Annotated in this window: 21 protein-coding genes, 5 tRNA genes and 1 other annotated feature; of the genes, 4 read left to right on the top strand and 22 right to left on the bottom strand. The window is 33.9% G+C overall.

All coding sequences use genetic code 11. From position 1 onward, the window contains the following. Positions 1 to 227: 227 nt before the first annotated feature. Positions 228 to 428 (top strand): hypothetical protein, encoded by a 201-nt coding sequence (locus ACFQ18_RS16825; RefSeq protein WP_047183823.1) that lies wholly within the window; start codon positions 228 to 230, stop codon positions 426 to 428. 26 nt (positions 429 to 454) lie between these two features. Continuing rightward, complete coding sequence (locus tag ACFQ18_RS16820; RefSeq protein ID WP_047183822.1) at positions 455 to 1,015, top strand: hypothetical protein; 561 nt, start codon at positions 455 to 457, stop codon at positions 1,013 to 1,015. 167 nt (positions 1,016 to 1,182) lie between these two features. Here ACFQ18_RS16820 and ACFQ18_RS16815 read toward each other — a convergent pair whose 3' ends face one another. From ACFQ18_RS16815 to ACFQ18_RS16770, 10 genes are all read right to left on the bottom strand, one after another. Continuing rightward, complete coding sequence (locus ACFQ18_RS16815) at positions 1,183 to 3,318, bottom strand: peptidoglycan D,D-transpeptidase FtsI family protein (protein ID WP_204798722.1); 2,136 nt, start codon at positions 3,316 to 3,318, stop codon at positions 1,183 to 1,185. A gap of 52 nt (positions 3,319 to 3,370) precedes the next feature. Next, on the bottom strand, positions 3,371 to 4,642 hold the full coding sequence (locus ACFQ18_RS16810; protein WP_060668998.1) for an MFS transporter: 1,272 nt from the start codon (positions 4,640 to 4,642) through the stop codon (positions 3,371 to 3,373). A 98-nt stretch (positions 4,643 to 4,740) separates the two neighbouring features. Continuing rightward, complete coding sequence (locus tag ACFQ18_RS16805; RefSeq protein WP_047183819.1) at positions 4,741 to 5,346, bottom strand: superoxide dismutase; 606 nt, start codon at positions 5,344 to 5,346, stop codon at positions 4,741 to 4,743. 299 nt (positions 5,347 to 5,645) lie between these two features. Continuing rightward, positions 5,646 to 5,735 (bottom strand) — tRNA-Ser (locus ACFQ18_RS16800). Positions 5,736 to 5,751: 16 nt separating this feature from the next. Further along, positions 5,752 to 5,828: transfer RNA gene (locus ACFQ18_RS16795), tRNA-Ile, on the bottom strand. 12 nt (positions 5,829 to 5,840) lie between these two features. Continuing rightward, a tRNA-His gene (locus tag ACFQ18_RS16790) sits at positions 5,841 to 5,913 on the bottom strand. Between the two features lie 20 nt (positions 5,914 to 5,933). Continuing rightward, a tRNA-Met gene (locus tag ACFQ18_RS16785) sits at positions 5,934 to 6,010 on the bottom strand. 4 nt (positions 6,011 to 6,014) lie between these two features. Then, positions 6,015 to 6,089: transfer RNA gene (locus ACFQ18_RS16780), tRNA-Asn, on the bottom strand. A 167-nt stretch (positions 6,090 to 6,256) separates the two neighbouring features. After that, positions 6,257 to 7,888: a Na/Pi cotransporter family protein gene (locus tag ACFQ18_RS16775; protein ID WP_204798721.1), complete on the bottom strand. Its 1,632-nt coding sequence runs from the start codon at positions 7,886 to 7,888 to the stop codon at positions 6,257 to 6,259. A 230-nt stretch (positions 7,889 to 8,118) separates the two neighbouring features. Beyond that, positions 8,119 to 8,754 (bottom strand): NfeD family protein, encoded by a 636-nt coding sequence (locus ACFQ18_RS16770; protein WP_204798720.1) that lies wholly within the window; start codon positions 8,752 to 8,754, stop codon positions 8,119 to 8,121. A 124-nt stretch (positions 8,755 to 8,878) separates the two neighbouring features. On the opposite strand from ACFQ18_RS16770, the gene ACFQ18_RS16765 reads away from it, so the two are divergent. Continuing rightward, positions 8,879 to 9,202, top strand: a complete 324-nt coding sequence (locus ACFQ18_RS16765) for a hypothetical protein (protein WP_204798719.1) — start codon at positions 8,879 to 8,881, stop codon at positions 9,200 to 9,202. Between the two features lie 33 nt (positions 9,203 to 9,235). Here ACFQ18_RS16765 and ACFQ18_RS16760 read toward each other — a convergent pair whose 3' ends face one another. Beyond that, entirely contained in the window at positions 9,236 to 9,592 is a 357-nt protein-coding gene (locus ACFQ18_RS16760) for a hypothetical protein (RefSeq protein WP_047183815.1), read from the bottom strand. 178 nt (positions 9,593 to 9,770) lie between these two features. Between ACFQ18_RS16760 and ACFQ18_RS16755 the strand changes: the two genes are divergently transcribed. Further along, a complete protein-coding gene (locus tag ACFQ18_RS16755) occupies positions 9,771 to 10,055 on the top strand; it encodes a DUF2624 domain-containing protein (protein WP_047183814.1) in 285 nt (94 codons plus the stop codon). Positions 10,056 to 10,420: 365 nt separating this feature from the next. On the opposite strand, the gene ACFQ18_RS16750 is transcribed toward ACFQ18_RS16755, so the two are convergent. The 11 genes from ACFQ18_RS16750 to glyQ all read right to left on the bottom strand — a co-directional run bounded on the left by ACFQ18_RS16750 (position 10,421) and on the right by glyQ (position 23,824). Next, positions 10,421 to 11,314: a deoxyribonuclease IV gene (locus ACFQ18_RS16750; RefSeq protein ID WP_060668342.1), complete on the bottom strand. Its 894-nt coding sequence runs from the start codon at positions 11,312 to 11,314 to the stop codon at positions 10,421 to 10,423. Between the two features lie 41 nt (positions 11,315 to 11,355). Further along, positions 11,356 to 12,669, bottom strand: coding sequence for a DEAD/DEAH box helicase (locus tag ACFQ18_RS16745; protein WP_060668341.1), 1,314 nt, complete (start codon positions 12,667 to 12,669; stop codon positions 11,356 to 11,358). 84 nt (positions 12,670 to 12,753) lie between these two features. Beyond that, the gene (locus ACFQ18_RS16740; protein ID WP_047183811.1) at positions 12,754 to 13,875 is read right to left on the bottom strand and encodes a Nif3-like dinuclear metal center hexameric protein; all 1,122 of its coding nucleotides are present in this window, start codon (positions 13,873 to 13,875) and stop codon (positions 12,754 to 12,756) included. A 1-nt stretch (position 13,876) separates the two neighbouring features. Then, complete coding sequence (locus ACFQ18_RS16735) at positions 13,877 to 14,578, bottom strand: tRNA (adenine(22)-N(1))-methyltransferase (RefSeq protein ID WP_052771611.1); 702 nt, start codon at positions 14,576 to 14,578, stop codon at positions 13,877 to 13,879. A gap of 110 nt (positions 14,579 to 14,688) precedes the next feature. After that, positions 14,689 to 15,066, bottom strand: a complete 378-nt coding sequence (gene cccA, locus ACFQ18_RS16730; protein WP_047183810.1) for a cytochrome c550 — start codon at positions 15,064 to 15,066, stop codon at positions 14,689 to 14,691. Between the two features lie 804 nt (positions 15,067 to 15,870). Continuing rightward, positions 15,871 to 16,989: an RNA polymerase sigma factor RpoD gene (gene rpoD / locus ACFQ18_RS16725; protein WP_047183809.1), complete on the bottom strand. Its 1,119-nt coding sequence runs from the start codon at positions 16,987 to 16,989 to the stop codon at positions 15,871 to 15,873. Positions 16,990 to 17,021: 32 nt separating this feature from the next. After that, on the bottom strand, positions 17,022 to 18,845 hold the full coding sequence (dnaG, locus tag ACFQ18_RS16720) for a DNA primase (protein ID WP_060668339.1): 1,824 nt from the start codon (positions 18,843 to 18,845) through the stop codon (positions 17,022 to 17,024). Positions 18,846 to 19,227: 382 nt separating this feature from the next. Then, complete coding sequence (locus tag ACFQ18_RS16715) at positions 19,228 to 20,031, bottom strand: pyruvate, water dikinase regulatory protein (protein WP_047183807.1); 804 nt, start codon at positions 20,029 to 20,031, stop codon at positions 19,228 to 19,230. Between the two features lie 23 nt (positions 20,032 to 20,054). Further along, positions 20,055 to 20,684, bottom strand: a complete 630-nt coding sequence (locus tag ACFQ18_RS16710) for a helix-turn-helix transcriptional regulator (protein WP_047183806.1) — start codon at positions 20,682 to 20,684, stop codon at positions 20,055 to 20,057. Positions 20,685 to 20,860: 176 nt separating this feature from the next. Next, positions 20,861 to 22,945: a glycine--tRNA ligase subunit beta gene (glyS, locus tag ACFQ18_RS16705; RefSeq protein WP_204798718.1), complete on the bottom strand. Its 2,085-nt coding sequence runs from the start codon at positions 22,943 to 22,945 to the stop codon at positions 20,861 to 20,863. After that, positions 22,946 to 23,824 carry a glycine--tRNA ligase subunit alpha gene (gene glyQ / locus ACFQ18_RS16700; RefSeq protein WP_060668337.1) on the bottom strand — a complete coding sequence of 293 codons (879 nt, stop codon included), beginning with the start codon at positions 23,822 to 23,824 and terminating at the stop codon, positions 22,946 to 22,948. 62 nt (positions 23,825 to 23,886) lie between these two features. Then, positions 23,887 to 24,055 (bottom strand) — a binding site (T-box leader). Between the last annotated feature and the right edge of the window lie 145 nt (positions 24,056 to 24,200).

Raw genomic sequence — 24,200 nt, 5'->3', positions numbered from 1 at the left:
TACATTTATGATAGAGCGCCTTTTCTTTTTTTTCTAGAATTTTGTTTCAAATCCCCGAGAACTATTTTACACATAGATTTAAAATATTTAACAAACCACCAAAAAAGCGAACTATATTTCGAATATTTTATTTGAGTTTAAGAATGAATTTTAGCTAAACCTATAATTACCATTGGTATCCAGTATCATTCTATGTTATAACTAATAATGGTAAAGGAGGAATACAGATGATTTATGCAGTAGTTTCTATTTTAGCTGTGGCGGTTGTTCTTTTTGTATTATCATTTTTCATGAATGATAGAATAGAAGAACTAGAAAGTCAGGTGGAACAACTTTCCATTACAACAATGCAGGATACATATCAAATGAAGAAAAAAGTTAAGATATTGGAAGAAGAATTACTGTCTGATGGTATAGAAAAGATATAAATAATAAGGAATTAAAGGTGATTTAAATGAAGCAACTTGTGAGATTTTTCTCACTTGGATTGTTAACAGCAGGAATTATTATGTTAGGTGTAGTTCTCATTTCCGATAATAATAAGGAAAACAACCTATCAGCTGAAGAATTAATTCCTATTATAGAAGAGGAAGGCTATCATGTGGTTTCAAATGATGAATATATTGCTATGACTGTTAATCCAAATGAGAATAAACCAGAGCAAAATTCTGATGAGGCGGATAAGAATTCTGACAAAGAGAAATCCGAAAAGAAAGATGAAAGCAAGGATAAAGAGAAAGAAGTAAAAGAAACTGACGATGAACAAGCAAAAAAAGATGAAAAAGAAGATAAAAAAGAAGATGAAAATAAATCTTATGTTTTAAATGTCGAATCTGGAATGCCAACTTCTTCTATTAGCAACCTTCTTGAGGAAAATGGAATTATCGATAAGGCTTCCGATTTCACAAAATACCTTGAAAAACATGACTATAGCTTAAAAGTAAAAGCTAAAGAAACAAAAGTAACTAGTGACATGAGCTACTATGAATTAGCACAAGCATTAATGAATTATTAAAGAAAAGGAAGCGTGGAAAATCCACGCTTCCTTTTCTTTAATGGACCTTTACGGGCAGTTGATTACCCACCTGCCTTCCTTGTTCCTCAGGCAGGAGTCTTATTGCCCGTGGGATAAAATTTTCTTCTTGCTAAAAAACCATAAACCTCAAAGAGGTTTATGATTTTTTATTGAGTATTTTCTTCCTCATGATTTTCGTCTTTAATCTTATCGCCTAGTTTGTCTTCTTTTTGTTTCATTTCAAAATAAGTGTCCAAAATCCGTTCACCAATTACATTATTAACAGGATATTGTCCACTAACATTCGGCCCTAAGTTAGGTACAATGATTGCGAAGGCAATTTCAGGATTATCAAATGGAGCATATCCAACTAAGGAACGATTCTCCGTTGTATATAATGTTTCTGTTTTAGGATCATAATAATCACTTTGAGCTGTTCCAGTCTTACCAGCCGGGTTATAGCTTTTACCCGCAAAGTAAGAGTATGCTGTTCCTCCAGGCACTTGAAAAACTCTTCTAAACCCTTCCTGCACTCGGTCAATATGATCCATTTCTATTCGATTAAGTACTGTTGAATTTTCAACACGATAGACGGAACCTAATGTTTCATCTGTACCATTTGACTCTCGTATTTCTTTTAAGAAATGTGGTTTAACACGATACCCGTCATTAGCAATAGTGGAAACATATTGAGCTAATTGCATAGTAGTATACGTATCAAACTGACCAATCGCAAAGTCTAACAGTTTTCCTCCTATGAGCTCAGTTCCAACATATCCTGTAGCTTCATACGGATAATCAATTCCTGTACTAGATCCTAGACCAAATTGCGCAAAATAATGGCGAAATTGCTGAAATGCATTGGTATCTATTGAAGCAGTTTTGTTATTTGGAAATGGGTAACGATAATCCCCACCCATTCTTAAAGCAATATAGAACATATATACGTTTGAAGAAAACTTTAACGCATCTAAGTCACTTACCGTACCTAAATTTTTCCAAGATGATTTCTTTTGTGTACCCGCTATTTTAATTGGACTATCGTAAAAAGTCTGTCCGGGTTTAATAACACCTGATTCATAACCAGATAATACCGTTGCTCCCTTTACAGTTGATCCAGGACGGTGTGAATCATATAAAGTCCTGAATGATTCATTATGAAATTTCCCTTCAGAACGATCATAACGTTGACCAGATACAGCTAGTAATTCACCAGTCTTCGGATTCATCACAACCGCAAGAGCTTGGTCTAAATGTCTATTTGCACCAGGATGTTTTCTTATTGCGGCCAATAATTCCTCTTGTACAATTTTATCTACTTCTTTCTGAAAATCCATGTCAATCGTTAATACTAAATCTTTACCGCGCTGTCCCTCTACAACTGTATCAGAACCAACAATAACACCATTTTTTGTTGTTGTATATTCAATTTGCTCTTTTCTTCCCCTTAATACATCTTCATAATATTGTTCCAATCCACTTTTTCCAACACGATCATTCCTACTGTAACCTCGCGTTAAGAAATAGTCTTTTTTCTCAGCAGGGATACCTTCTTCCTGTGTCGTGACAGCACCTAACAAACTCTGTAATGTTTCACCATAAGGATAATTACGATTCCAATCCGTTGTAGCATTAATTCCTGGAAGTTCAGATAAGTGTTCAGAAACTAAAGCATATTCTTCTGCTGTTACTCCTTCATTTTTAACAATTTGTGGACTTAAGGAATAAGCTTTGTCTATCTCTTTTTTAATAGCGATAATCTCTTTATCATGAAGAGAAAAATTACTTATTTCTTCTTCCGTAATTAAATCTAACGTTTTATTATAAGCCTCTGCATTACTCAACTCTTCTATATCTTTTTCAGAAAGTCTGCTATCTGCCTCTTTTTTATTTAACAAATACCAGTATTCTTTTAAATCTCTTTCTGTTAATTTTTTGTCCAAATATTTTTCTGGATTTTCATCCTTAGGTACAAGCGTAATAAAATCGGCTAATCGCTTTGCTACTTTGAGTCGATCTTCAGCTTGAACTCCTTTTTCTGGTGTATACGTAATAGAGTAGACTGGCTCATTATCCACGATAAGGTTATGGTTACGGTCATAGATTTTCCCTCTTGGTACAGGAATTTTCGTTGTATCTTGAATTGTTCTTTCTATTTCTTTTTGAAAAGCTTCTCCATTTAAAATTTGAACTACACCAAGTTGCAAAATCAAAACAGAGAACAACAAGAAGATAACAAAGAACAATATATTTATTCGGAAGGGTAATTGTGCCTTTTTCTTTTTCTTCCGTATTTTTGACATATGTTCTCCCCCAAAATTTAAAATGCAATCAATCATAGACATTTTACCATATTTACCGATCTTTTTCGTCAGTTAATTGCTCTTTCATTAATATTTCCTTTCGAGAAGAACTACCCATTGATATATTCCTTACATATAGATAAATAATTAAATGACCGGCCCCAAAAACTACCAAAAGAATAGGAATGATTTTTTCTGCATCAAAAAGAGAAACACCCAGTAAGAAAATCAGTACAGAAACAATCCTTCCCACATTTAAAAATAACTCACGAACAACGATATATTCTATTCTTAGTTCTCCAGCTTTCCAGGCCTTTCCAATAACATCATATGTCAGAGAAACATAGGGTACATTTATAATCGGATAAGCAATACCTATGACTATGGCATATAAAATAAGTAATAAATAATTTACATTAAATAAAATAATAAAAATCGAGATATACAAAAGAAGAGCACCGATTAGGATAGCTTTTTTTCTCCTCGCCGGTTTTATATATTTAGTCACAATAAAATATAATACGGCCGATAACCCGGATAGAACTAAGTTGAAGGTACCCAAAGCAAACTCACTTTTTGTTACAATAAACACCCAAATAGATATAACAAAAACAAATACTCCTTCTCGTATACCTTGAAAAAAATGAGCGTATAATATTCTGCTCCAGTTTTTATTATTTTTCCTCTCATATAGAATTCTTCTAAAGTAAAAGTCCCCTTTTGCACTTCTTCGTTTCAAAAAGAAACTGGATATAACTGCAAAAATAAATAATATAAACGAAATAGTAAAAATAGTTGTATAACCTACATTACCGTCTAACTTCGCGATAATTAATCCTGCAAATAGTGGACCAATCATCCCACCTAAAGATTGAAGAACTCCTAAAAACCCATTAAAAAAGTCTCTTGTATCCGGTTCCGTAATTTCAAAAGTTAATACATTAAAAGCTAACCAATAAAAACCATAACCTATCCCTAATAAACAACCTAATAAAAAATTAAAATAAGAAGCTTTCTCTCCAATAATTAATACACTTAGGAAAAACACAGACAAAAATATAACACCTAATCTTAGGACTATAATCCGATCAACTTTTTTAGCTAACCTTCCTGCTAATATAAAGGTTAGAGCTTGAAATAGATTAATTCCTAGATTATAAACTGCAATCGTAATATAATCTCCGGATTGTCTCCATAAATAGATATTGACAAACGTATTGGAAAGAAAAATACCTAAGGAATAAAGGCCACCTATTAGTAATAGTAATAATAAATCACGATTAACGTCCATTTTGTTTTCAAATGCTTGAATGAATTTCGCCATATCTAACTACTCCTTTAATAAGTTAGTCTTGGCGAATAATTGTCAGATATGCAAAAAAACACGTGGTAAAATACCACGTGTTTTTAAATTACTTGCTATTAACCTTTGTAGTTTTTAGCTACTTCATCCCAGTTAACAACATTCCAAAATGCTGCTAAGTATTCAGGGCGTCTGTTTTGATATTTTAGGTAGTATGCATGTTCCCAAACGTCTACACCTAATAAAGGAGTTTTACCTTCCATAAGTGGAGAATCTTGGTTTGGAGTGCTCATAACTTCTAATTCACCGTTATTGGATACTAGCCAAGCCCAGCCAGAACCAAAACGTGTTTTAGCAGCATTTTCAAACTCTTCTTTGAATTTGTCGAAGCTACCAAATTTAGCATTAATCTTTTCAGCTAGTTCACCAGTTGGTTCACCACCACCATTTGGTGATAAAACTTTCCAGAATAAACTATGGTTAGCATGTCCACCACCATTATTGCGTACCGCTGTACGTTTTGCTTCTGGAACAGCATCTAAATTACTGATTAATTCTTCAACTGATTTTCCTTCTAATTCGGAAATTCCTTCAACAGCTGCATTTAGATTTGTTACATAAGTGTTATGGTGTTTCGTATGATGAATATTCATTGTTTCCTTGTCAATTGTTGGTTCTAATGCATCATATGCATATGGTAATTCTGGTAATTCAAATTTAGCCATAAAAATCTTCCTCCCTTAATAAATTTAAAATGGATAATTCAGGTTTATCACCCTTTAACTAGAAGATTATCATTGCTATCACATAGTTGCAAATATTTTGCCTTACAAAGATGAAAAATAGTTAAATCAAGAAGACTTCCATAAGCGGGGTTTTCTTTCATCTCCCACTTATGGTTAGTCATACTTATCGGACCTTTACGGGCAGTTGATCTCCCAACTAGTTTTACTGCCCGATTAAGAGGGATAAAAATTTACGCAAATAAAAAACAAGTATATTATATACTTGTTTTCTCGCAAAAAGGAGGTAGAGGGATTCGAACCCCCGCGCGGTTTGACCCGCCTGTCGGTTTTCAAGACCGATCCCTTCAGCCAGACTTGGGTATACCTCCGTGATATGATATTATATGGTGGACCCTGCAGGACTCGAACCTGCGACCGATCGGTTATGAGCCGATAGCTCTAACCAACTGAGCTAAGGGTCCAGTTTATAAACGGGCGATCGGTGGGAATCGAACCCACGAATGCCGGAGCCACAATCCGGTGCGTTAACCACTTCGCCACGACCGCCATGTGACTAAATAATAAAATGGTAGCGGCGGAGGGGATCGAACCCACGACCTCACGGGTATGAACCGTACGCTCTCGCCATCTGAGCTACGCCGCCACTTTGGCTCCACAGGTCGGATTCGAACCTACGACCGATCGGTTAACAGCCGATTGCTCTACCACTGAGCTACTGTGGAATAGTGAAATGTTAATATTTAACAACGATATAAAATTTACCATGTATTTTTTCGTTTGTCAACACTATTTATTAATCTCGACAAACATAAACAACGTCTATTATAATATCACCTTTTATTCTTATTTGCAATTAAAAAAGAGAAGGTTTTATCCCTTCTCTTTTATTTTAATCATGATGACCTAAAACATACTCAGCAATGTTCACTGCGTGGTCACCAATACGCTCTAAATTACTTATGATATCAACAAATACTATACCTGCTGAACCACTGCAAAGCCCTTTATTCATACGAATAATATGTCGCTTACGATAATCTCTTTCCATCTTATCAATTTCTTCTTCTCGTTGAACAACTTCTAAGGCTTTCTCTCTATCAGACTCACTTAAAGCATCTACAGCTTGTTTAACAGTCATATTAGTTAAGTCAAACATAGTGTTTAACTCACCCATCGCCTTATCTGAAATTTGGACTTTATTAGAAATTTTGTAATCCACCAACTCAATTAAATTTTCAAAGTGATCCCCTATTCGTTCAATATCACGGACGGAGTTCATTAATGCTGTATGTTTTTCACTTTCCTGTTCAGATAGAGATCTTCCTGATACCGTCACTAAATATTCTGTAATATTACGATCTAGGTTATTTATGGCTCCCTCAATTTGCATAGCCATATCTGAATGTTTTTGAGAACTTGTAGTTAAATATCGATTGGATTCTTCTAGACCTTTACAAGCATATTCTCCCATTCGGGCTATTTCCTTTTTCGCTTGATCTAAAGCTAAAGCAGAAGATCTCTCAATGAAAATCGGATCCAAGAATTTTGGTTTATATTCAATAGTCGTATCTTTACCTGGGATTATTTTCGTAACAATCCATGCCAATCCAGCTATAAACGGAAATTGTATAATCGTGTTCATAACATTAAAGCTTCCGTGTGCAAATGCAATCGTCATTTCTGGATTCAAATTTAATTTTGTCTGTAAGAATGATACAAAGGCTACAAATGGAATTAATAATATAAGAAAAATAATAGAACCCATCACATTAAAAATTACGTGAGTCAACGCTGCTCGTCTTGCCGCAACAGAAGCGCCGATTGCTGCTAACACCGCAGTAATTGTTGTTCCAATATTATCACCAAATAAAACAGGAATAGCTGCGTCTAAAGCTATAGCTCCTTCAGAAAATAGTCCTTGTAAAATACCAACCGTTGCACTTGAGCTTTGTACGATTAATGTAAAGACTGTTCCGATGATAACACCAAGAATTGGATTATCACTCATACTTACTGTTAATTCATGAAAAGCCTCAAGTGAACGTAAGGGTTTCATACCACTACTCATTAACTCTAAGCCATAAAACAAAGCACCAAAACCAAAAAGAGCTTGTCCTAGTGCAGTAATAATTGGTTTCTTAAAGAAAATGATTAAAAATGCACCTACTGCAAGAATTGGTAAAGCATATTCACCAATATCAATACCAATAATAAAAGCGGTAATAGTTGTTCCAATATTCGCTCCCATAATAACACCAATTGCTTGTCTTAATGTCATAAAACCTGCATTAACAAGCCCTACTGTTAATACGGTCGTACCTGAACTACTTTGAATTAACATCGTTACAACCATTCCGGCAAGCACGCCAAGGAAAGGATTACTTGTAAATCGATCAAGTATATCTCTTAATCGATCACCTGCAGACTTTTGTAAACCATCTCCCATAAATTTAATACCTAAAAGGAAGATCCCAAGTCCACCAAAAAATTCAAAGAGTAGTGTCTGAATATCTACATCCAATGATATTACATCCTTTCATCCGATTATCATTAATTAAAAAACCCTACTCTATCTTAAGGTTAGGTTAATTCCTTGTAAAGATATTTCGTCATAATTTTACATTAAATTTACAATCATCAACAAAAACGAATTATTACTCTACCTTCAAAAATAACAATAAAAAAGACTGTTATTTCAAGATCCCAAATACACTTCTCTTTAGGACTCTTAACTTGCAGTCTTTTACGTTGTTACGATTTGATTTTTTCAACTAATATTTTTGTCCCATCAACCTGAATTACTTGTATATGGGTATTTTTCTCGATCCATTGTCCGTTAGATACCGCGCTATAATCCTTTTTATTTACTTCGATTGTTCCAACAGGGCGTAAATCTGTTTTGGTGATTCCACTTTGACCTAAAAGTTTTTCATATTCCTTGTTCAAGGAGTTATATCCTTCCTCACTTGTTAATTGATCCTTTAAAGCTATTTTTGTCCACATTTCCCGCTTCTTAAAGACTTTTAAGAATAAAAAAGAGCCTGCAGTACCTAAAATTACTCCAAGTACAGCGTACAACCCCGAGGTAAATGAAGGTGCTACTAAAGCAACGGAAACTAGCATAATGGCTACACCAATAGTCGCTAATGTACCATCATTTAGAATTTTTCCATCAATAATGATTAGTATTAGTCCTAAAAAGTATAAAATAAGCATAATTATAAAGAAACTTGTTTCTACAACATACGCACCAAAATAAATGGTAATAAAACCAATTCCCAATAAACCAAAAATTCCTCTAGCATTTACTAACACTTCACCGATTAAAAACAATGACCCTATACCTGTTAAAACAAAGCCAATCCATACTAATTCAAAAATTTCCAATTACACCCCTCCTTTATATTTATTATACGAAAAAATTGAGATTAAGTTTCATTTTAAAAATCCAAGCTCTCAGGCAGACAACGAAAAACAGTTTTCTTAGGTATTAAAAAAGGAGAAATTAAATATGTCCTTTTCCAAACGATTAATTCTATATATGTTCATTATACTGCTAGTAGCAAGTATATATAAAGATTTATCGTTAGGAGATGATATGATTAATCAGTACCAAGATATAGAAACTTTTATAACAAAGGATAGTCAATACACGATAATAAAAGTAAAAGTTGAATGGGGGGACACTGTATTATCTATTATTAAAGATTTAAATGAAGGAAAAATAAAAGTACCTTTTGAAAAAATTATAAATGATTTTCAAGAATTGAATCCCAATATAGATCCAAATTCCATGGAGCCAGAGAATTACTATTATTTTCCGCTATATAAATAAAAATGGAGACTGTATTTAGTCTCCATTTTTAATCTAAACGAAAGGCAATATAAATAAGGTTACTAATATAGAAATTGCTCCTGCAGCAATTGCAATATTTCCTAAAGTATCAGCACCACGGGCTCTAGAGACAAACCCTAAAATGATACCTGCTGCACCTAGAACGATTGGCCAAACAAAGAAGGAAATAATCGATAAAGCTAGACCAATCCATCCATACATACTATTTACATCAGCATCGTCATTATCATTTACAGCATAATCATCGGCTGTAAACTCTGCAGCAAATTCCTCATTTCTAGAGCTATCAGGTTCTATTTCAACAAAATCCTGATTTTTAGCCTCTTCACCGCGTCTTGGAGCATTTTCTATATCTTTATAATCCGCCATGGGTAATGACCTCCTTTTTTAGTCGAGGTGCATTTATAGTGTATGGAATCCCCTCAAGTTTATAATGTTAGTTTGTGGAAACATAGTTAAAAGGTAGTTTTATTTCATAATACAAGTTTATTTTATCTTAATGAATGCATATATAGTACAACAGGTTCTTTTTAAAGGAGGTACGAAAATGTCCATTATCATCAAAGAATTAGTACGGAGGAAGCTTAAACAAATAAGTTATAACGATTTATTAGATCACTCTCATCAGTACGGTTTCTCTATTTCAAAGGAACAGGCTAAGCAGATATCCCACTATTTAAAACATTATAATGGTGATCCATTTAAACACGATGATCGAGAAGCGATGTTTAGGGAATTAGCAAATATTACTGATTTAGAAACAGCAAGGGCAGCAAGAAAATTACTTAATGAACTTATTAAGTCTTATGGATTAGAATATTTATTTGAATAAAAATAGGGCTAACCTTAGGTTACCCCTATTTTTAATTTAAATAAGAAAGCATAATAATGCAGTTTATTAAATCTTGTCTTAAGAAAGACCACGTCCGGCTACAGCGCCCAGCGACTAGCAGATTTTTTTGGTGGGACGAGCGTTAGCGCAGTCCCAAACTTCACACTCCTCCACTACGATAAAGAAGACTTGCCGATTGGTGAAACCAGAGGCTTAGTCGCACTTATACCCTTGTGATGAAAGTCAACACCGGTTCGTACCTCACCGTGTTTCCTTTATCTCATTGCGGAGTGCTCCAGTTTGTACGTCGCTACGAAGCACAGGACGTCGCGTTTTAGCCTGTAAGCGCGCTTGCGCCTTTGTTATTAACTATTTTGTATTTTTTCCTTTAAGTTTTCTTCAAATTGGCCATTTTTAATCATTTCAATTTCAAATCGATATGGAGCCTTTTTATTTTTCTTGTCTTCACCAACATACGGAGTTTCTAATATTTTAGGCAACTCTTGAAACTGAGGGTGGTGGATAATATAATGTAACGCTTTAAATCCAATATGGCCGAAACCAATATTTTCATGGCGGTCTTTATGAGCTCCTTTCTCATTTTTACTATCATTTACATGTACAACTTTTATTTTTTCCACACCAATGATTTTATCAAATTCATTTAAAACCCCATCAAAATCATTTACAATATCATATCCGGCGTCGTGAATATGACAAGTATCCATACAAACGGATAATTTTTCATTCAAGGTAACCCCATCGATAATTTGAGCAATTTCATCGAATGTACGTCCAATTTCAGTTCCTTTACCGGCCATAGTTTCTAAAGCAATCTGTACATCATTATTTTTTTCAAGAACTTCATTTAACCCTTCAATGATCTTTTTAACTCCATTATCAACCCCTGCTCCAACATGTGCACCGGGGTGTAGAACAATTTGTTTCGCTCCAATAGCCTCTGTACGTTCGATTTCACTTCTTAAGAAGTTAACACCAAGTTCAAAAGTTGCTGGTTTTGTCGTATTTCCAATATTTATAATATAAGGCGCATGTACGATGATATCCGTGAGACCATTCTTTTCCATATGTTCTTGACCAGCCTCAATATTCAACTCTTCTATTGGTTTCCTTCGCGTATTTTGGGGTGCACCTGTATAAATCATAAAGGTATTTGCTCCATAGGATGTAGCTTCTTCACTTGAACCTAATAACATTTTTTTACCATTCATTGATACATGTGATCCAATTTTTAACAAAATCGATACACTCTCCCTCTTCATTTCATCTCTGTTTATTTCTATTTTTTATGCTTCGTATTTTTTTGCAATTGTTTTTTTATAGAGACTTGCTGCTTTTTTAGTTTTTTCTTATAGCCGGGTTTTACTTTTTTTGCTTTCGGAACCCTTTTCCAAGCTTCTTTTTCAAGTTCAGTGGTTGTATTCTTTCTTAATTGACGGTCATTCCATGATTTTGCTTTCGTCCATTCACCATTTTTAACACCCACATATTGGAATGAAAGACCTTTATCTTCAAGTTTTTGGATTAGTTTTAAGTCGGCTTCTTGGTATAAACTTATAGCCGTGCCTTCCATACCTGCTCTTGCGGTTCTTCCAACCCTATGAATATAAAATTCTTCTTCTTTCGGTAGGTCTGCGTTAATAACATGACTAACACCCTTAATATCAATTCCTCTTGCAGCCAGATCTGTAGCAACAATGTATTGGTACCGAAGATTTTGGATATCTTTAAGTACTCGTTTTCTTTCTCTAGGTGTTAAACCACCATGAATAATCCCTACGTCTATACCTTTTTCTTGCAGTTCAGATGCAAGTTCATCTGCTTGTTTCTTACCATTCGTAAAAATAATGCTAATATAAGGATTGATCGCTTTTGAAATTTCCAAAATAATATCCGCTTTTTCTTTATGTTTAACCGCAATTAATAAATGCTCCATTGTTTCCGGTGAAAAATGATCATTTACTTTGACATAAATCGGATTTTCTAAATACTTTTTAAAAAAATTCTGTAATCGTACAGGGATTGTAGCTGAAAATACCAATAATTGAATATCCCTTTTTGCTCGTACCAAAAGTTGGTCTACATCGTTAATAAACCCTAGATCTAGCATTAAATCCGCCTCATCTATAACGAAGGATTTTGCGGAATATATCGAAAGCGCCTCTTCTTTAACTAAATCTAAAATTCTCCCAGGCGTTCCTACGATAATATGTGGAGGCTGCTTTAATTTTTCCATCATTTTTTGTTTGTCTGTTCCACCTACTAATAACTTAGCTACCCATTCTCCTTCTTTATTAGAAAGTTGGATGATTTTCTTCACTTCATCATAGATTTGCATTGCCAATTCTCTAGTAGGGGCAGTAATGACAAATTGTACTTCCCTTTTTGTACTATCTAATTGATTAAATAGGGGCAGTAAATAGGCATGGGTTTTTCCAGATCCTGTTCTCGATTGACCTATAACACTATTTCCTTTTATAATTTTTGGAATAATTTTCTCCTGAATTTCAGTAGGCTTCTTAAATTTTAAATGATGAATGACTTCAAGTATATTAGGTTTTAAATCTAATTGTTCAAATTGATTTTCTGTCATATAATAAATGCTCCTTTTTTAAATACTTTGCTATTAGCAAATGCCTTAGTTGTACTATTACCGGATAAGAAAGTTTTTATCTTCCTAAACAAACTGAAAGGGATCGGTGTTTATTTCAGACATAAGAATTTCTACAGAAGGATGATGTTTTAATTCATTTTTTAAATATTCCACAGTATGTTTTTTCATAATATTTTCTATATAATGGCCAGCATCAATGACAGATAACCCCATTTGCCAAGCATCCTGTGCTGTATGAAAAGACATATCTCCAGTAATATAAACATCCGCACCTTTTTGTTTAGCTGTATGGATATATTTCTCTCCACTTCCACCTAACACTGCAACCTTCTTAACTTCTTTCTGTAAATCACCAGTAACCCTTAATCCTGAGATATTAAGAGATTTTTTAATTTGAGAACATAACTTTTCAAGGGTTATTTTTTGAGGTAACAGACCAACGCGACCAATCCCAAAACGTTTTCCACTGTTTTTTAGAGGATATATATCGTATGCTGGCTCCTCATATGGATGAGCCTTTAATATGGACGAAATGACTTTATTAAGTTTCTCTTCGGGTAGAATAGTTTCGATTCGAACTTCATCTACTAACTCTAATTGATTAGTTGTGCCAATATAAGGATTTGTCCCCTCCAATGGTTTAAATGTTCCTTCACCTTTTGTTTGGAAAGTACAATGACTATAATTTCCAATATGTCCAGCACCACTATCAGATAGGGCATTTCTAATTTCCTCTTCATGGGTCTTTGGAACATATACAACTATCTTAAGTAAACGCTGTGTGAATGTATCTATCAAATTACTTGTGGATTGTATTCCAATGGATTGGCAAAGCATATCATTTACACCACCAATAGCAGCATCTAGATTAGTGTGAGCCGCGTATACCGTAATTTGATGATCAATCAATTTTCTGATCAATCTTCCTTGTGGGGAGTCAAAGTTAATTTGCTTGATAGGTTTAAATAGTAAGGGATGATGGGCAATAATTAAATTTACCCCTTTCTGGATCGCCTCATCAACAACTGTTTCTAATACATCTAATGTAACCATTATTTTATTCACATTTTGATGATACGAACCTACCTGTAATCCAACATTGTCCCAATCATATGCTAAATGTTTGGGTGCCCATTTCTCCATTAATTGAAATACATTAGAATTATTAATTGGATGCTTTTTCATCTTATAGTTCCTCCTCCATCCATACTAATTCTTTTTCAAACTGTACTATTTTTTCAGTGTTACGTACCTTTGCACTTTTCATTTGTGCTACAACTTGTTGCATTTTTTCATATTCATGCTGCCACTTCTTATAAAATTCACTTTTTTTGTTTCTTAATAATATTGGACCAAATAATAGTTCTTTTTCATTAAGTATGTCCATTTGTAAAGATTTTGTTTGTTCAGCAACAATTATTTCATAAATATGGCCGTTTTCTTCTATAATGGATTCATTTATAATTTTAAAATTATTACTTACAAACCATCGCCGTACATTTCTAGCATCGATATTGGGCTGGGCAATGATACGTTTAACATCAGTAAGTTTTTTCTTACCTTCTTCTAAAATCGTTTTAATTAAGGATCCACCCATTCCAGCAATAACAACATGATCAATGTTATCATCTTGTGTTATGATCTCCAAACCATTCCCTAATCGCACTTCAATAACATCATTGAGTTTAGTAGCACTTACCATATTCTTCGCACTATTAAAAGGTCCTTCATTTATTTCTCCAGCAATGGCACGAGCTGTTTTGTCTTTTAGGCATATATAACAAGGTAAATAAGCATGATCTGAACCAATATCTGCAAATTTTGCACCTTTATTAATAAAGTTTGCTACTTCAGTTAATCGACTGGATAAATTTATCGTAATTGTCATGGTTCTCTCCTTCCAAGCTAGTCCAGACTTTTAAATTTAATCATTATTATACTTTCCAAACAAGCAAAAAGAAAAGCTTTCTGATTATAACAGAAAGCTTAACTTTATTATTATTGTTTTTCACTAAGCCAATCAGATAGTAATTCTATTTCCTCTGGGGCAAGTGATCCACCAAATGGAGGCATTCCTCCATCTGTACCATTTTGGATAATTTCTGAAATTTCATCAGCACTGTATTTAGACCCAATTGTCGTTAACTCCGGACCTGCTCCACCGGATAAATCTGCACCGTGGCATGAAGAACAGTTAGCAGAAAAGATTTCTTCAGGATCAGTTGATGCTTCTCCTTCTTCAACAGCTTGTTCTCCGCCTTCTTCTGCCTGTTGAATCGCTTCTCGTTGATTCACCCCAATAAATGAAATAATAATGATAGCTAGTACCCCTACTACAGCAATAATTGCGTATGGTATGACTGGGTTCTTTTTCATTACGTTTCCTCCTTATGTAATCCCCTTTTTTCTTTAGTAAACAGAAAGTTAAAAAAACTCCTATCTACATAAGTGCAACTATGACATTCACCAAATACTTGGCGAATGCCAAGTTTTTAATGGTTTTTATTAAGGCTATATATAGTTTACTCGAAAATCATCTAAGTTTAAAGAATTTAGATAATAAATTTTATAAAATAATATAAAATGGCAAAAATCAGGCCAATAATACTTGCATATTTTAAATACTTTAACTGTTTTATATAACCCAAAAAGAACCAACAAATAAAATTTAATAAAATTGTAATATAGACAAAAAAATTACCACTTGCCAAAGTTTTTCCTAAATGAATACTAAACAAAAGCATAATAAATAAAGCGTTTACGAGAGCTACATGAGACAAATTGTTTGTATGTTTCTTTAAGGATTTAAAACACCATATTGCGTAAATAAGAAAAAGAAATAAAATCGTGAGTTGCAAAACATCTTCAAATCTCGTAAAATATATCACAAGAAAAGAAAACGGTAACAGTAACGTACATAGTACGAGTTGCAAAATTGGAATCACCGTTTGGAACGAGCTTGATTTAGAAAAATCATCGCTCTCTCCCTTCGTATACAATGCTAAAAGGTAATCGCAGTATGTATCGGGCAGCAATTTATTACGCTTCCAATAATTTATTTCATTAACAATGATATTGATACGATTGTTGTCAGGCATATAAAGTCCTTCCCTGAAAAAACAAAATTAACAAAGAGAAGAGCCATTGAAAACTAAAGTCGTTTCCAATGACTACAACTATTTAGTCCATAAAGTCTTTTAGTCGCTTACTGCGGCTAGGGTGTCTAAGTTTACGTAAAGCCTTAGCTTCAATTTGACGGATACGTTCTCGAGTAACACCAAAAACTTTGCCTACTTCTTCAAGTGTTCGAGTACGTCCATCATCAAGACCAAAACGAAGTCGTAAAACATTCTCTTCTCTATCCGTAAGCGTATCAAGAACATCTTCTAATTGTTCTTTAAGAAGTTCATATGCAGCATGATCTGATGGCGAAATAGCTTCCTGATCTTCAATAAAATCACCTAAATGGGAATCATCTTCTTCTCCAATAGGAGTTTCTAATGAAACAGGTTCCTGAGCAATCTTTAGAATCTCTCGGACTTTATCAGGTGCTAGTTCCATTTCTTCGCCGATTTCTTCTGGAGTTGGTTCCCTACCAAGATCTTGTAAAAGCGAACGTTGCACTCGAATTAATTTATTAATCGTTTCAACCATGTGAACTGGAATACGAATGGTTCTAGCTTGATCCGCAATTGCTCTAGTAATGGCCTGACGTATCCACCAAGTAGCATACGTACTAAATTTAAAACCTTTTCGATAATCAAACTTTTCAACAGCTTTCATCAGACCCATGTTACCTTCTTGAATTAAATCGAGAAATAACATTCCACGTCCAACATATCTCTTAGCGATACTTACAACCAGTCTTAAGTTAGCTTCAGCTAGTCTTCTTTTTGCTTCCTCATCGCCCTCTTCTATGCGGTTTGCAAGTTCAATCTCTTCTGCTGCGGAAAGTAAATTAACACGGCCAATTTCTTTCAAATACATTCTTACGGGATCATTTATTTTTATTCCAAGAGGTACACTTAAATCCTCTACATTGAATTCTTCTTCTTTAGCAATTTCCTTCATATTAGGATCATCTTCAGATTCACCTATTACTTCGACACCTTGTTCTTCCAATTGTTCATAGAACTCATCCATTTGATCTGATTCAATCTCAAAATTAGATAAACGGTCCGCAACCTCTTCATATGCTAAAGTTCCCCGTTTTTTTCCTAATTCCATTAAACCCTCTTTAATTTGCTCAAGAGTTTGTTCAGTTTCTTTAATTTGTTGTGATTGTTCTTTATCAGCCATGAGTCCCCCTCCTTCCAATTCCATAGAAAAAATTAATTTGTGCGTTTCGATTGCTTTTTAATTTCAATAATTTGCATTGCAATTTGGGCAGCTTTTAATGGATCACTTTGTTGTTCAGCTAATCTTTGTTCCTCTTTTAATGTTTGAATATGAACATAATCATCATTTTGAACCTTAATAATTCGTATATAATCACTAATTTCTTGATCACTTATGTTCTCCAATGTAGGATACATGGCTATCTCTGATGCTAACTTTTGTAATTCAGGTTCTTTCAATCTTTCTATAAATAAACTAACATCTGCCTTATGACCCTCTTCATAAAAAGCATATAAATGAGTGGCAATGATTTTATGCATATCTAAATTAAATCTTGCCCCTAAATCTTCCTGAACTTTTTCAGCAATTAATTCGTCTTGGAGCATGTAGGCCAATAACTTTCTTTCGGCATTTTGATATGCCGGTAATAGTTTCTTGTTGTTATGTTGAATATTTGCTCTATTATTATGACTGTATCCAGATGAATTATCCTTATTTCGAGATTGGTCTTTATATCTCCTTCTCTGGATTTCCACTTCTTCTGTAAGTGATTCCATAGAGATATTAAATTCATTATGAAGGTCCTTTAAATAATATTCTCTTTCGACCAAACTATTAACGGTTGAAATTTCCCTTATTACTTTTTCTATATAATCAATGCGATCTCCTTCCACATGAAGATTATAATCTTTCTTCAGATATCGCATGTAAAAACTTAAGTAGGTTTCACTCGTATCCAATACTTTGTTTTGGAAAGCCTCTCCCCCATTAAGTTTTATATAACTATCTGGGTCTAAGCCTTCTTTTAAATTAGCTATTTTGACTTGGCATCCTACACTTTGAAGTAATCGAACTGCTTTATATGTCGCTTCAAGTCCAGCTTTATCCCCGTCATAACAAACAACTACCGTATCAACATATCGTTTTAATAATTTAGCCTGTGTTTCCGTTAATGCGGTACCTAATGTAGCAACTACATTTTTAATTCCTGCCTGATAAGCAGCAATAACATCCATATACCCTTCAAATAATATTACTTCATTTTCCTTACGAATATGTTTCTTTGCTAAATCAAAATTATATAAAATTTTTCCTTTTTGGAATAACTCACTTTCCGGACTGTTCAAATATTTTGGTCCACCGTCTGCTAGTAATCTTCCTCCGAATGCTACGGTTTTGCCTAGGTGATTGCGAATAGGAAATATAATTCTTCCTCTAAATCGGTCAGTTACACTATTGTCATTTTGTAAAGAAAGTAAACCTTCTTTTACCAGTAAAGCTTGATTGAATCCCTTTTTCTTCAAAAACTCTGCGGTAAAACTTTTTGCAGTCGTAGCAAAACCTAACTGAAATTCATCAATTGCGTGATCATTTATTCCTCTTTCAATTAAATATTGATACCCTTCTTTACCATCCCTTGTATATCTCAATAAATGATGATATAGTTTCGTTAACCAATCATAAGCGGTTAATATATTTTGACTTTCTTGGGATATAGTAAACTCGTTTTGACTGCTTGTAATAGGAAGATTTATCCCACAACGCTCGGCCAAATGGGTGATTGCTTCAATAAAGGAAAACTTCTCCATTTCCATCATAAACGTAACGACGTTTCCACCTTTTCCACAACCAAAACAATGGAAAATTTGTTTATCTTGTGTCACGGAAAAAGAAGGTGTCTTCTCACCATGGAATGGACAGAGACCAACAAAGTTTTTACCTTGTTTTTTTAACTGTACATACTCTCCTATAACATCCACAATATCATTAGACTTACGAACTTCCTCAATCATTTCCTCTGGGATTTGATAGGCCATTTGAACCACCATACTTTAAGTATTCGACAAAAATTATAATATCCCTTCATATTTCGACATTTTTTTCTTAAAACTAGAAAAAAATTTCTACCCTAGTTGAGTGAATAATGAAAGGATAGTAAATAATCTATAAGGAATCCCTTTAATTGACTTATAATATATTTCTACATAATATTGTAAGATTCCTTCTTTATCATAGATGTTTTATTTTTCAGAATATGTCTAAGTAAACTAACATTACTATATATCTTTACACAAATTATTATTATAATACAATTTCAATAGAATTTCTATAAAAATCTTTAACTTTTTTTTAATCAGAAGAAAAACATTCTACAACCGCCATGTGAGTAGAATGTTTTTCATCAATTATTTATTATCATTACTTGTGGATCTTTTGTAAAATCACATTTGCAGTTTCTTCAACTGCTTTATTAGAGACGTCTATTACGTTACAACCTATTCTTTCCACTATTTTATTAAAATAGTCAAGTTCTTGAGAAATTCTATCAATATTTGCATATGTTGCTTGATTTCCCAAACCTAATGCTTTTAAACGTTCTTTTCTAATTTCATTAAGTTTTTCTGGTCGGATTCTTAAACCGATGCATTTGGCTGGATCCACCTCGAACAATTCTTCTGGCGGATCTACCTCAGGTACAATTGGTACATTGGCAACCTTTAATCTTTTATGAGCTAAATATTGTGACAGTGGAGTTTTGGAAGTACGTGAAACCCCGATGAGTATAATGTCGGCTCTTGCAATCCCTCGTGGATCTCTACCATCATCATATTTCACAGCGAACTCTATTGCCTCTACTCGTTTAAAATAATCTTCATCAAGTTTATGAACTAATCCAGCTTCTAGTCTAGGCTCTTTTTTAAAAACACGTTCCATCGCGCTAATCATGGGTCCCATAATATCAATTGCTTCTATTTTTAGCTTTCTTGCTTGATCATTTAAATAATTTCTTAATGTTGGATTAACCAAAGTAAAACCGATTAGGCCATTATTTTCTATGGCTAATTGTAACGTTTCGTCAATGGTTTGTTGATCTTCTACATACGGAATCCGTGAAATTTTATAATCTTGACTATTAAATTGACTTAAACCTGCTTTCACTACTAATTCAGCAGTTTCCCCAACAGAATCCGATATAACATAAACAAGTCGTTCGGAACTCATAACTACCTCTCCATTCATACAAATTAAACAATTTTTGCTGAAGCGAGCTCAACAAAAACTCTTGTAATCGTTGTTTTTGTTACTCTTCCAACAACTGTTAAGCCTTTTTCATCGTCTTTTACTACTGGCATTCCATCAATTTGTTTATTGATTAGTTTCTGCGCAACATCGATTAAAGAATCATCTTTTCGACAAACCGTAATGTTAGGCATCCTCGTCATAATTATGTGGACAGCTACACTGTTAAGATCTTGTTGTCCAATGCTTGCGCGTAATAAATCCTTTCGAGACAAAACACCAGATAAGCAACCTTTTTCATTTAGTACAAATAGGGTTCCGACATCTTCTAGAAACATCGTAGAAATTGCATCATAAACAGAAACATCTTCTTTTACGACAATAGGAATTTGTAGAAATTCAGCTACTTTATATTTCTTTATTTTCTCTGATAATAATTCAAATCCAGTTTTGCCTGTGTAAAAATAACCTACTCTCGGTCTTGCATCGAGAAATCCGGACATTGTTAAAATGGCTAAGTCTGGACGTAATGTTGCGCGAGTTAAGCTTAACTTTTCCGCAATATTTTCTCCGGTTATTGGGCCATTTTCTTTAACTATCTCAATAATCTCCTCTTGCCTTTTCGATAATTCCACCCTTTCACCACCTTACTAATAAAAAAACACACTAATAAGAATAATTATATACTATTTAAAATAGAAAGGGAATTTAGGTTATCATTAATTCACTAAGAAAGTCTAAATTAAATATTTTCTTAAGAAAGACAGGCAGGCGTTGCGTTCTTAGCCTGTAAGAGCACTGCCGCCTTTATTTATTGATGTTGTTTCCACTCAATTAATGTTAATTCAGCGTAATTTTTAATCATATTTGCAATATGATTCACTAATGCCAAACGATTATTTCGGACATTGTCATCATCAGCCATTACCATATTGTTATCGAAGAAATCATGTATTGGATTGGATAAATGACTTAATTGTAATAACGCCCCATCCGCATCAAAGTTGTTTAAAGCGTGATTGTAATCTGTAACAATATTTTGGTACGTTTCAAATAAAACTTTTTCAGACTCTGTTTCAAACAACTTTGTATCAATATTCATATTTTCCGTTTTGCCAGCTAAGTTTAGTACTCGCACTAATGCTTCTTCAATCGATTTGAAGTTTGGATCATTTCGTTTTTCGGATAGTACTCTTGCTTTTTTCTCTGTAAATACATAAACACCAATTCCATTATCCGTTACAGCTTGAATGACATCAGACTCAACATTGTTTTCTTTTAATAGATAAGAAGCACGATGTTGGAAAAACTCTTTTAATGTGTGTGTAACTTCTGCTTTATCATGAATTTCAATTTCAGTATTTTTATAGGTAGATTTAGCTATTTCTAGAAGAGATTCTAAAGAAATGTTCCATTTTTTATCGCTTAAAATCCGTAATATTCCTGTAGCTTGTCGACGTAAACCATAAGGATCTTGAGAACCAGTTGGTACTAAACCAATTAAAATACAACCTACAATGGTATCTAATTTATCAGCTATACTAACAATGGATCCTATTTGAGTTTCTGGTAAATCTCCGTTAGCCTGTTTTGGTAAATAATGTTCTCTTATCGCCTTAGCTATTTCTTCATCTTCACCAAAAATAGTGGCATATTTTTCTCCAATAATTCCTTGAAGTTCTGTAAATTCATCTACCATATTCGTCATTAAATCAAATTTGCTAATTTCAGCTACCCTGATTGCTTTATTCATCGTTATTTCATCCAGATGCAATTCATTACAAATCTCTTTTGTAAGGGAAACAACACGATTAACTTTATCCGAATAGGTTCCTAATTTTTCTTGGAAAACAACACGTTGTAATTTCTCTAAATAGAAATCAATAGATTGTTTTTGGTCTTCTTCATAGAAAAATTCAGCATCTGATAATCTAGCACGCAGTACCTTTTCATTTCCTTTAACTACTGTGGAAATGGATTGGTTATCCCCGTTTCGAACACCTATGAATTTTGCTAATAATTCATTGTCATTAGACATGACAGGAAAATATCTTTGATGTTCTTTCATAGAAGTAATTAATACTTCAGACGGCAATTTTAAGTATTCTTCCTCAAATGATCCTACAAATACGGTAGGATACTCTACTAAATTACGTACCTCATTTAAAAGGTCTTTATCAATGGGAATCATAACATTCTCTTTTTCTTCCATGTTCTTTATTTGATCTAGTATCATTTGTTCACGTTCATTTGAATCCACAATCACATATTCTTCACGTAATAAAGATTCATATTGTTGTGGTTCTTGGATAGTTATTTCATTTCCTAGGAACCTGTGACCAAATGTTTTATTACCTGTTTTAACTGTCGCCACCTCAAACGGAACCACTTCCTCACCGTATAGTGCAACAAGCCAACGAATAGGACGAGCATATCTCATTGTTTGCGTAGACCATCGCATATTCTTTCCAAACTGAATGGACGTGATTATATTTTTAAATTCTGGAAGTAATTCGAAGGTTTTTTGACCTTCAATATGTTTTTTCACGTAGATATAAGAGATCCCATTAACTTCTTTAAAATAAATATCGTCTACCGTTTTTCCTTGACTTTTTGTAAAGCCAATAGCTGCTTTCGTCCAATTGCCTTCTGAATCTTTTGCGATACTTTCGGATGGACCTTTCACTTCTTCTTCAACACTTTCTTGAAATTCTTCCATGTTTTGAACTAAAACAGCTAATCTTCTTGGGGTAGAATATGTTTTAATATTATCTGAGGAGATGCGTAAATCCGTTAACCATTTTGCTGTTTTTTCATATAATTGCTTTTCAGCATCATCAATAAAGCGAGCGGGTAATTCCTCTAAACCAATTTCAAATAATACATTTTTCGCCATTTATTTCTCCTCCTTCTTTAGCATAGGAAATCCAAGACGTTCACGTTCAGCAACATATGCTTTCGCAATTTTTCGTGCCAAATTACGAATTCGTGAAATATAACCTGTACGTTCCGTTACAGAAATGACCCCTTTTGCATCTAATAAATTAAAAGTATGGGAACATTTTAGTACATAGTCGTAAGCTGGAAAGACAAGTCCTTTTTCCATTGTTGCTTTTGCTTCTTTCTCATACATCGTAAACAAATCGAATAACATTTCTGTATTGGATTCTTCAAACGTATATTTAGAATGTTCGAACTCAGGCTGATAAAAAATATCGTGAACCGTAACACCATTATTCCATTCGAGTTCAAATACGTTTTCTTTATTTTGAATGTAAGAAGCTAATCTTTCTATCCCATAGGTTAACTCTACAGCAACTGGATTTGCTTCTAAACCGCCAATTTGCTGAAAATAAGTGAACTGGGTAATCTCCATTCCATCAAGCCATACTTCCCATCCTAAACCAGCAGCACCTAATGTAGGATTTTCCCAATTATCTTCAACGAAACGAATATCATGTTCTAATGGATTAATACCTAATGCTTTTAAAGAGTCTAAATATAACTCTTGGATATTATCGGGAGATGGTTTCATAATGACTTGGAATTGATGGTGTTGGTACAATCTATTTGGATTTTCACCATAGCGACCATCATCGGGTCTCCTGGATGGTTCCACATAAGCTACGTTCCAAGGCTCTGGCCCTAAACTTCTAAGTAAAGTCATTGGAGACATGGTTCCTGCACCTTTTTCTACATCATAAGCCTGCATTAAAATACAATTCTGATTCGACCAATATTTTTGAAGCGTTAATATCATATTCTGGATATTCATATCGATTCATTCCTCCTAAAATTAGTAAAATTAAAAGCCGTCCCTATGCCTTATTCATAAGACATAGGGACGGCTTTCACCGCGGTTCCACCCTATTTGCTCAAACGTTTGAGCCACTTTATAAAAATGCTCCGGAGCGCCTTTCTCTGTACCCCTATTATCCAGCTTACACCAACCTGGACTCGCTTAAAATAGGCGATAACAGATACTCCTCTCCATCTCTGCACGATTCACTTTTTTATCGAATTATGTACAAATCATACTGTATCATGATAAACTTGTCAACTTTCACCGAATTATTGTATGTGTCAAGTTTTTCTCGGTGTGTCTTTCACACCAATATTTCCGGCACTCTATTTTTGTACACTTTTTCGGC

The sequence above is a fragment of the Oceanobacillus caeni genome (genome assembly GCF_042678465.1).
Classification (GTDB): Bacteria; Bacillota; Bacilli; order Bacillales; family Amphibacillaceae; genus Oceanobacillus; species Oceanobacillus caeni.
This window is presented reverse-complemented; position numbering and strand designations above follow the sequence as displayed.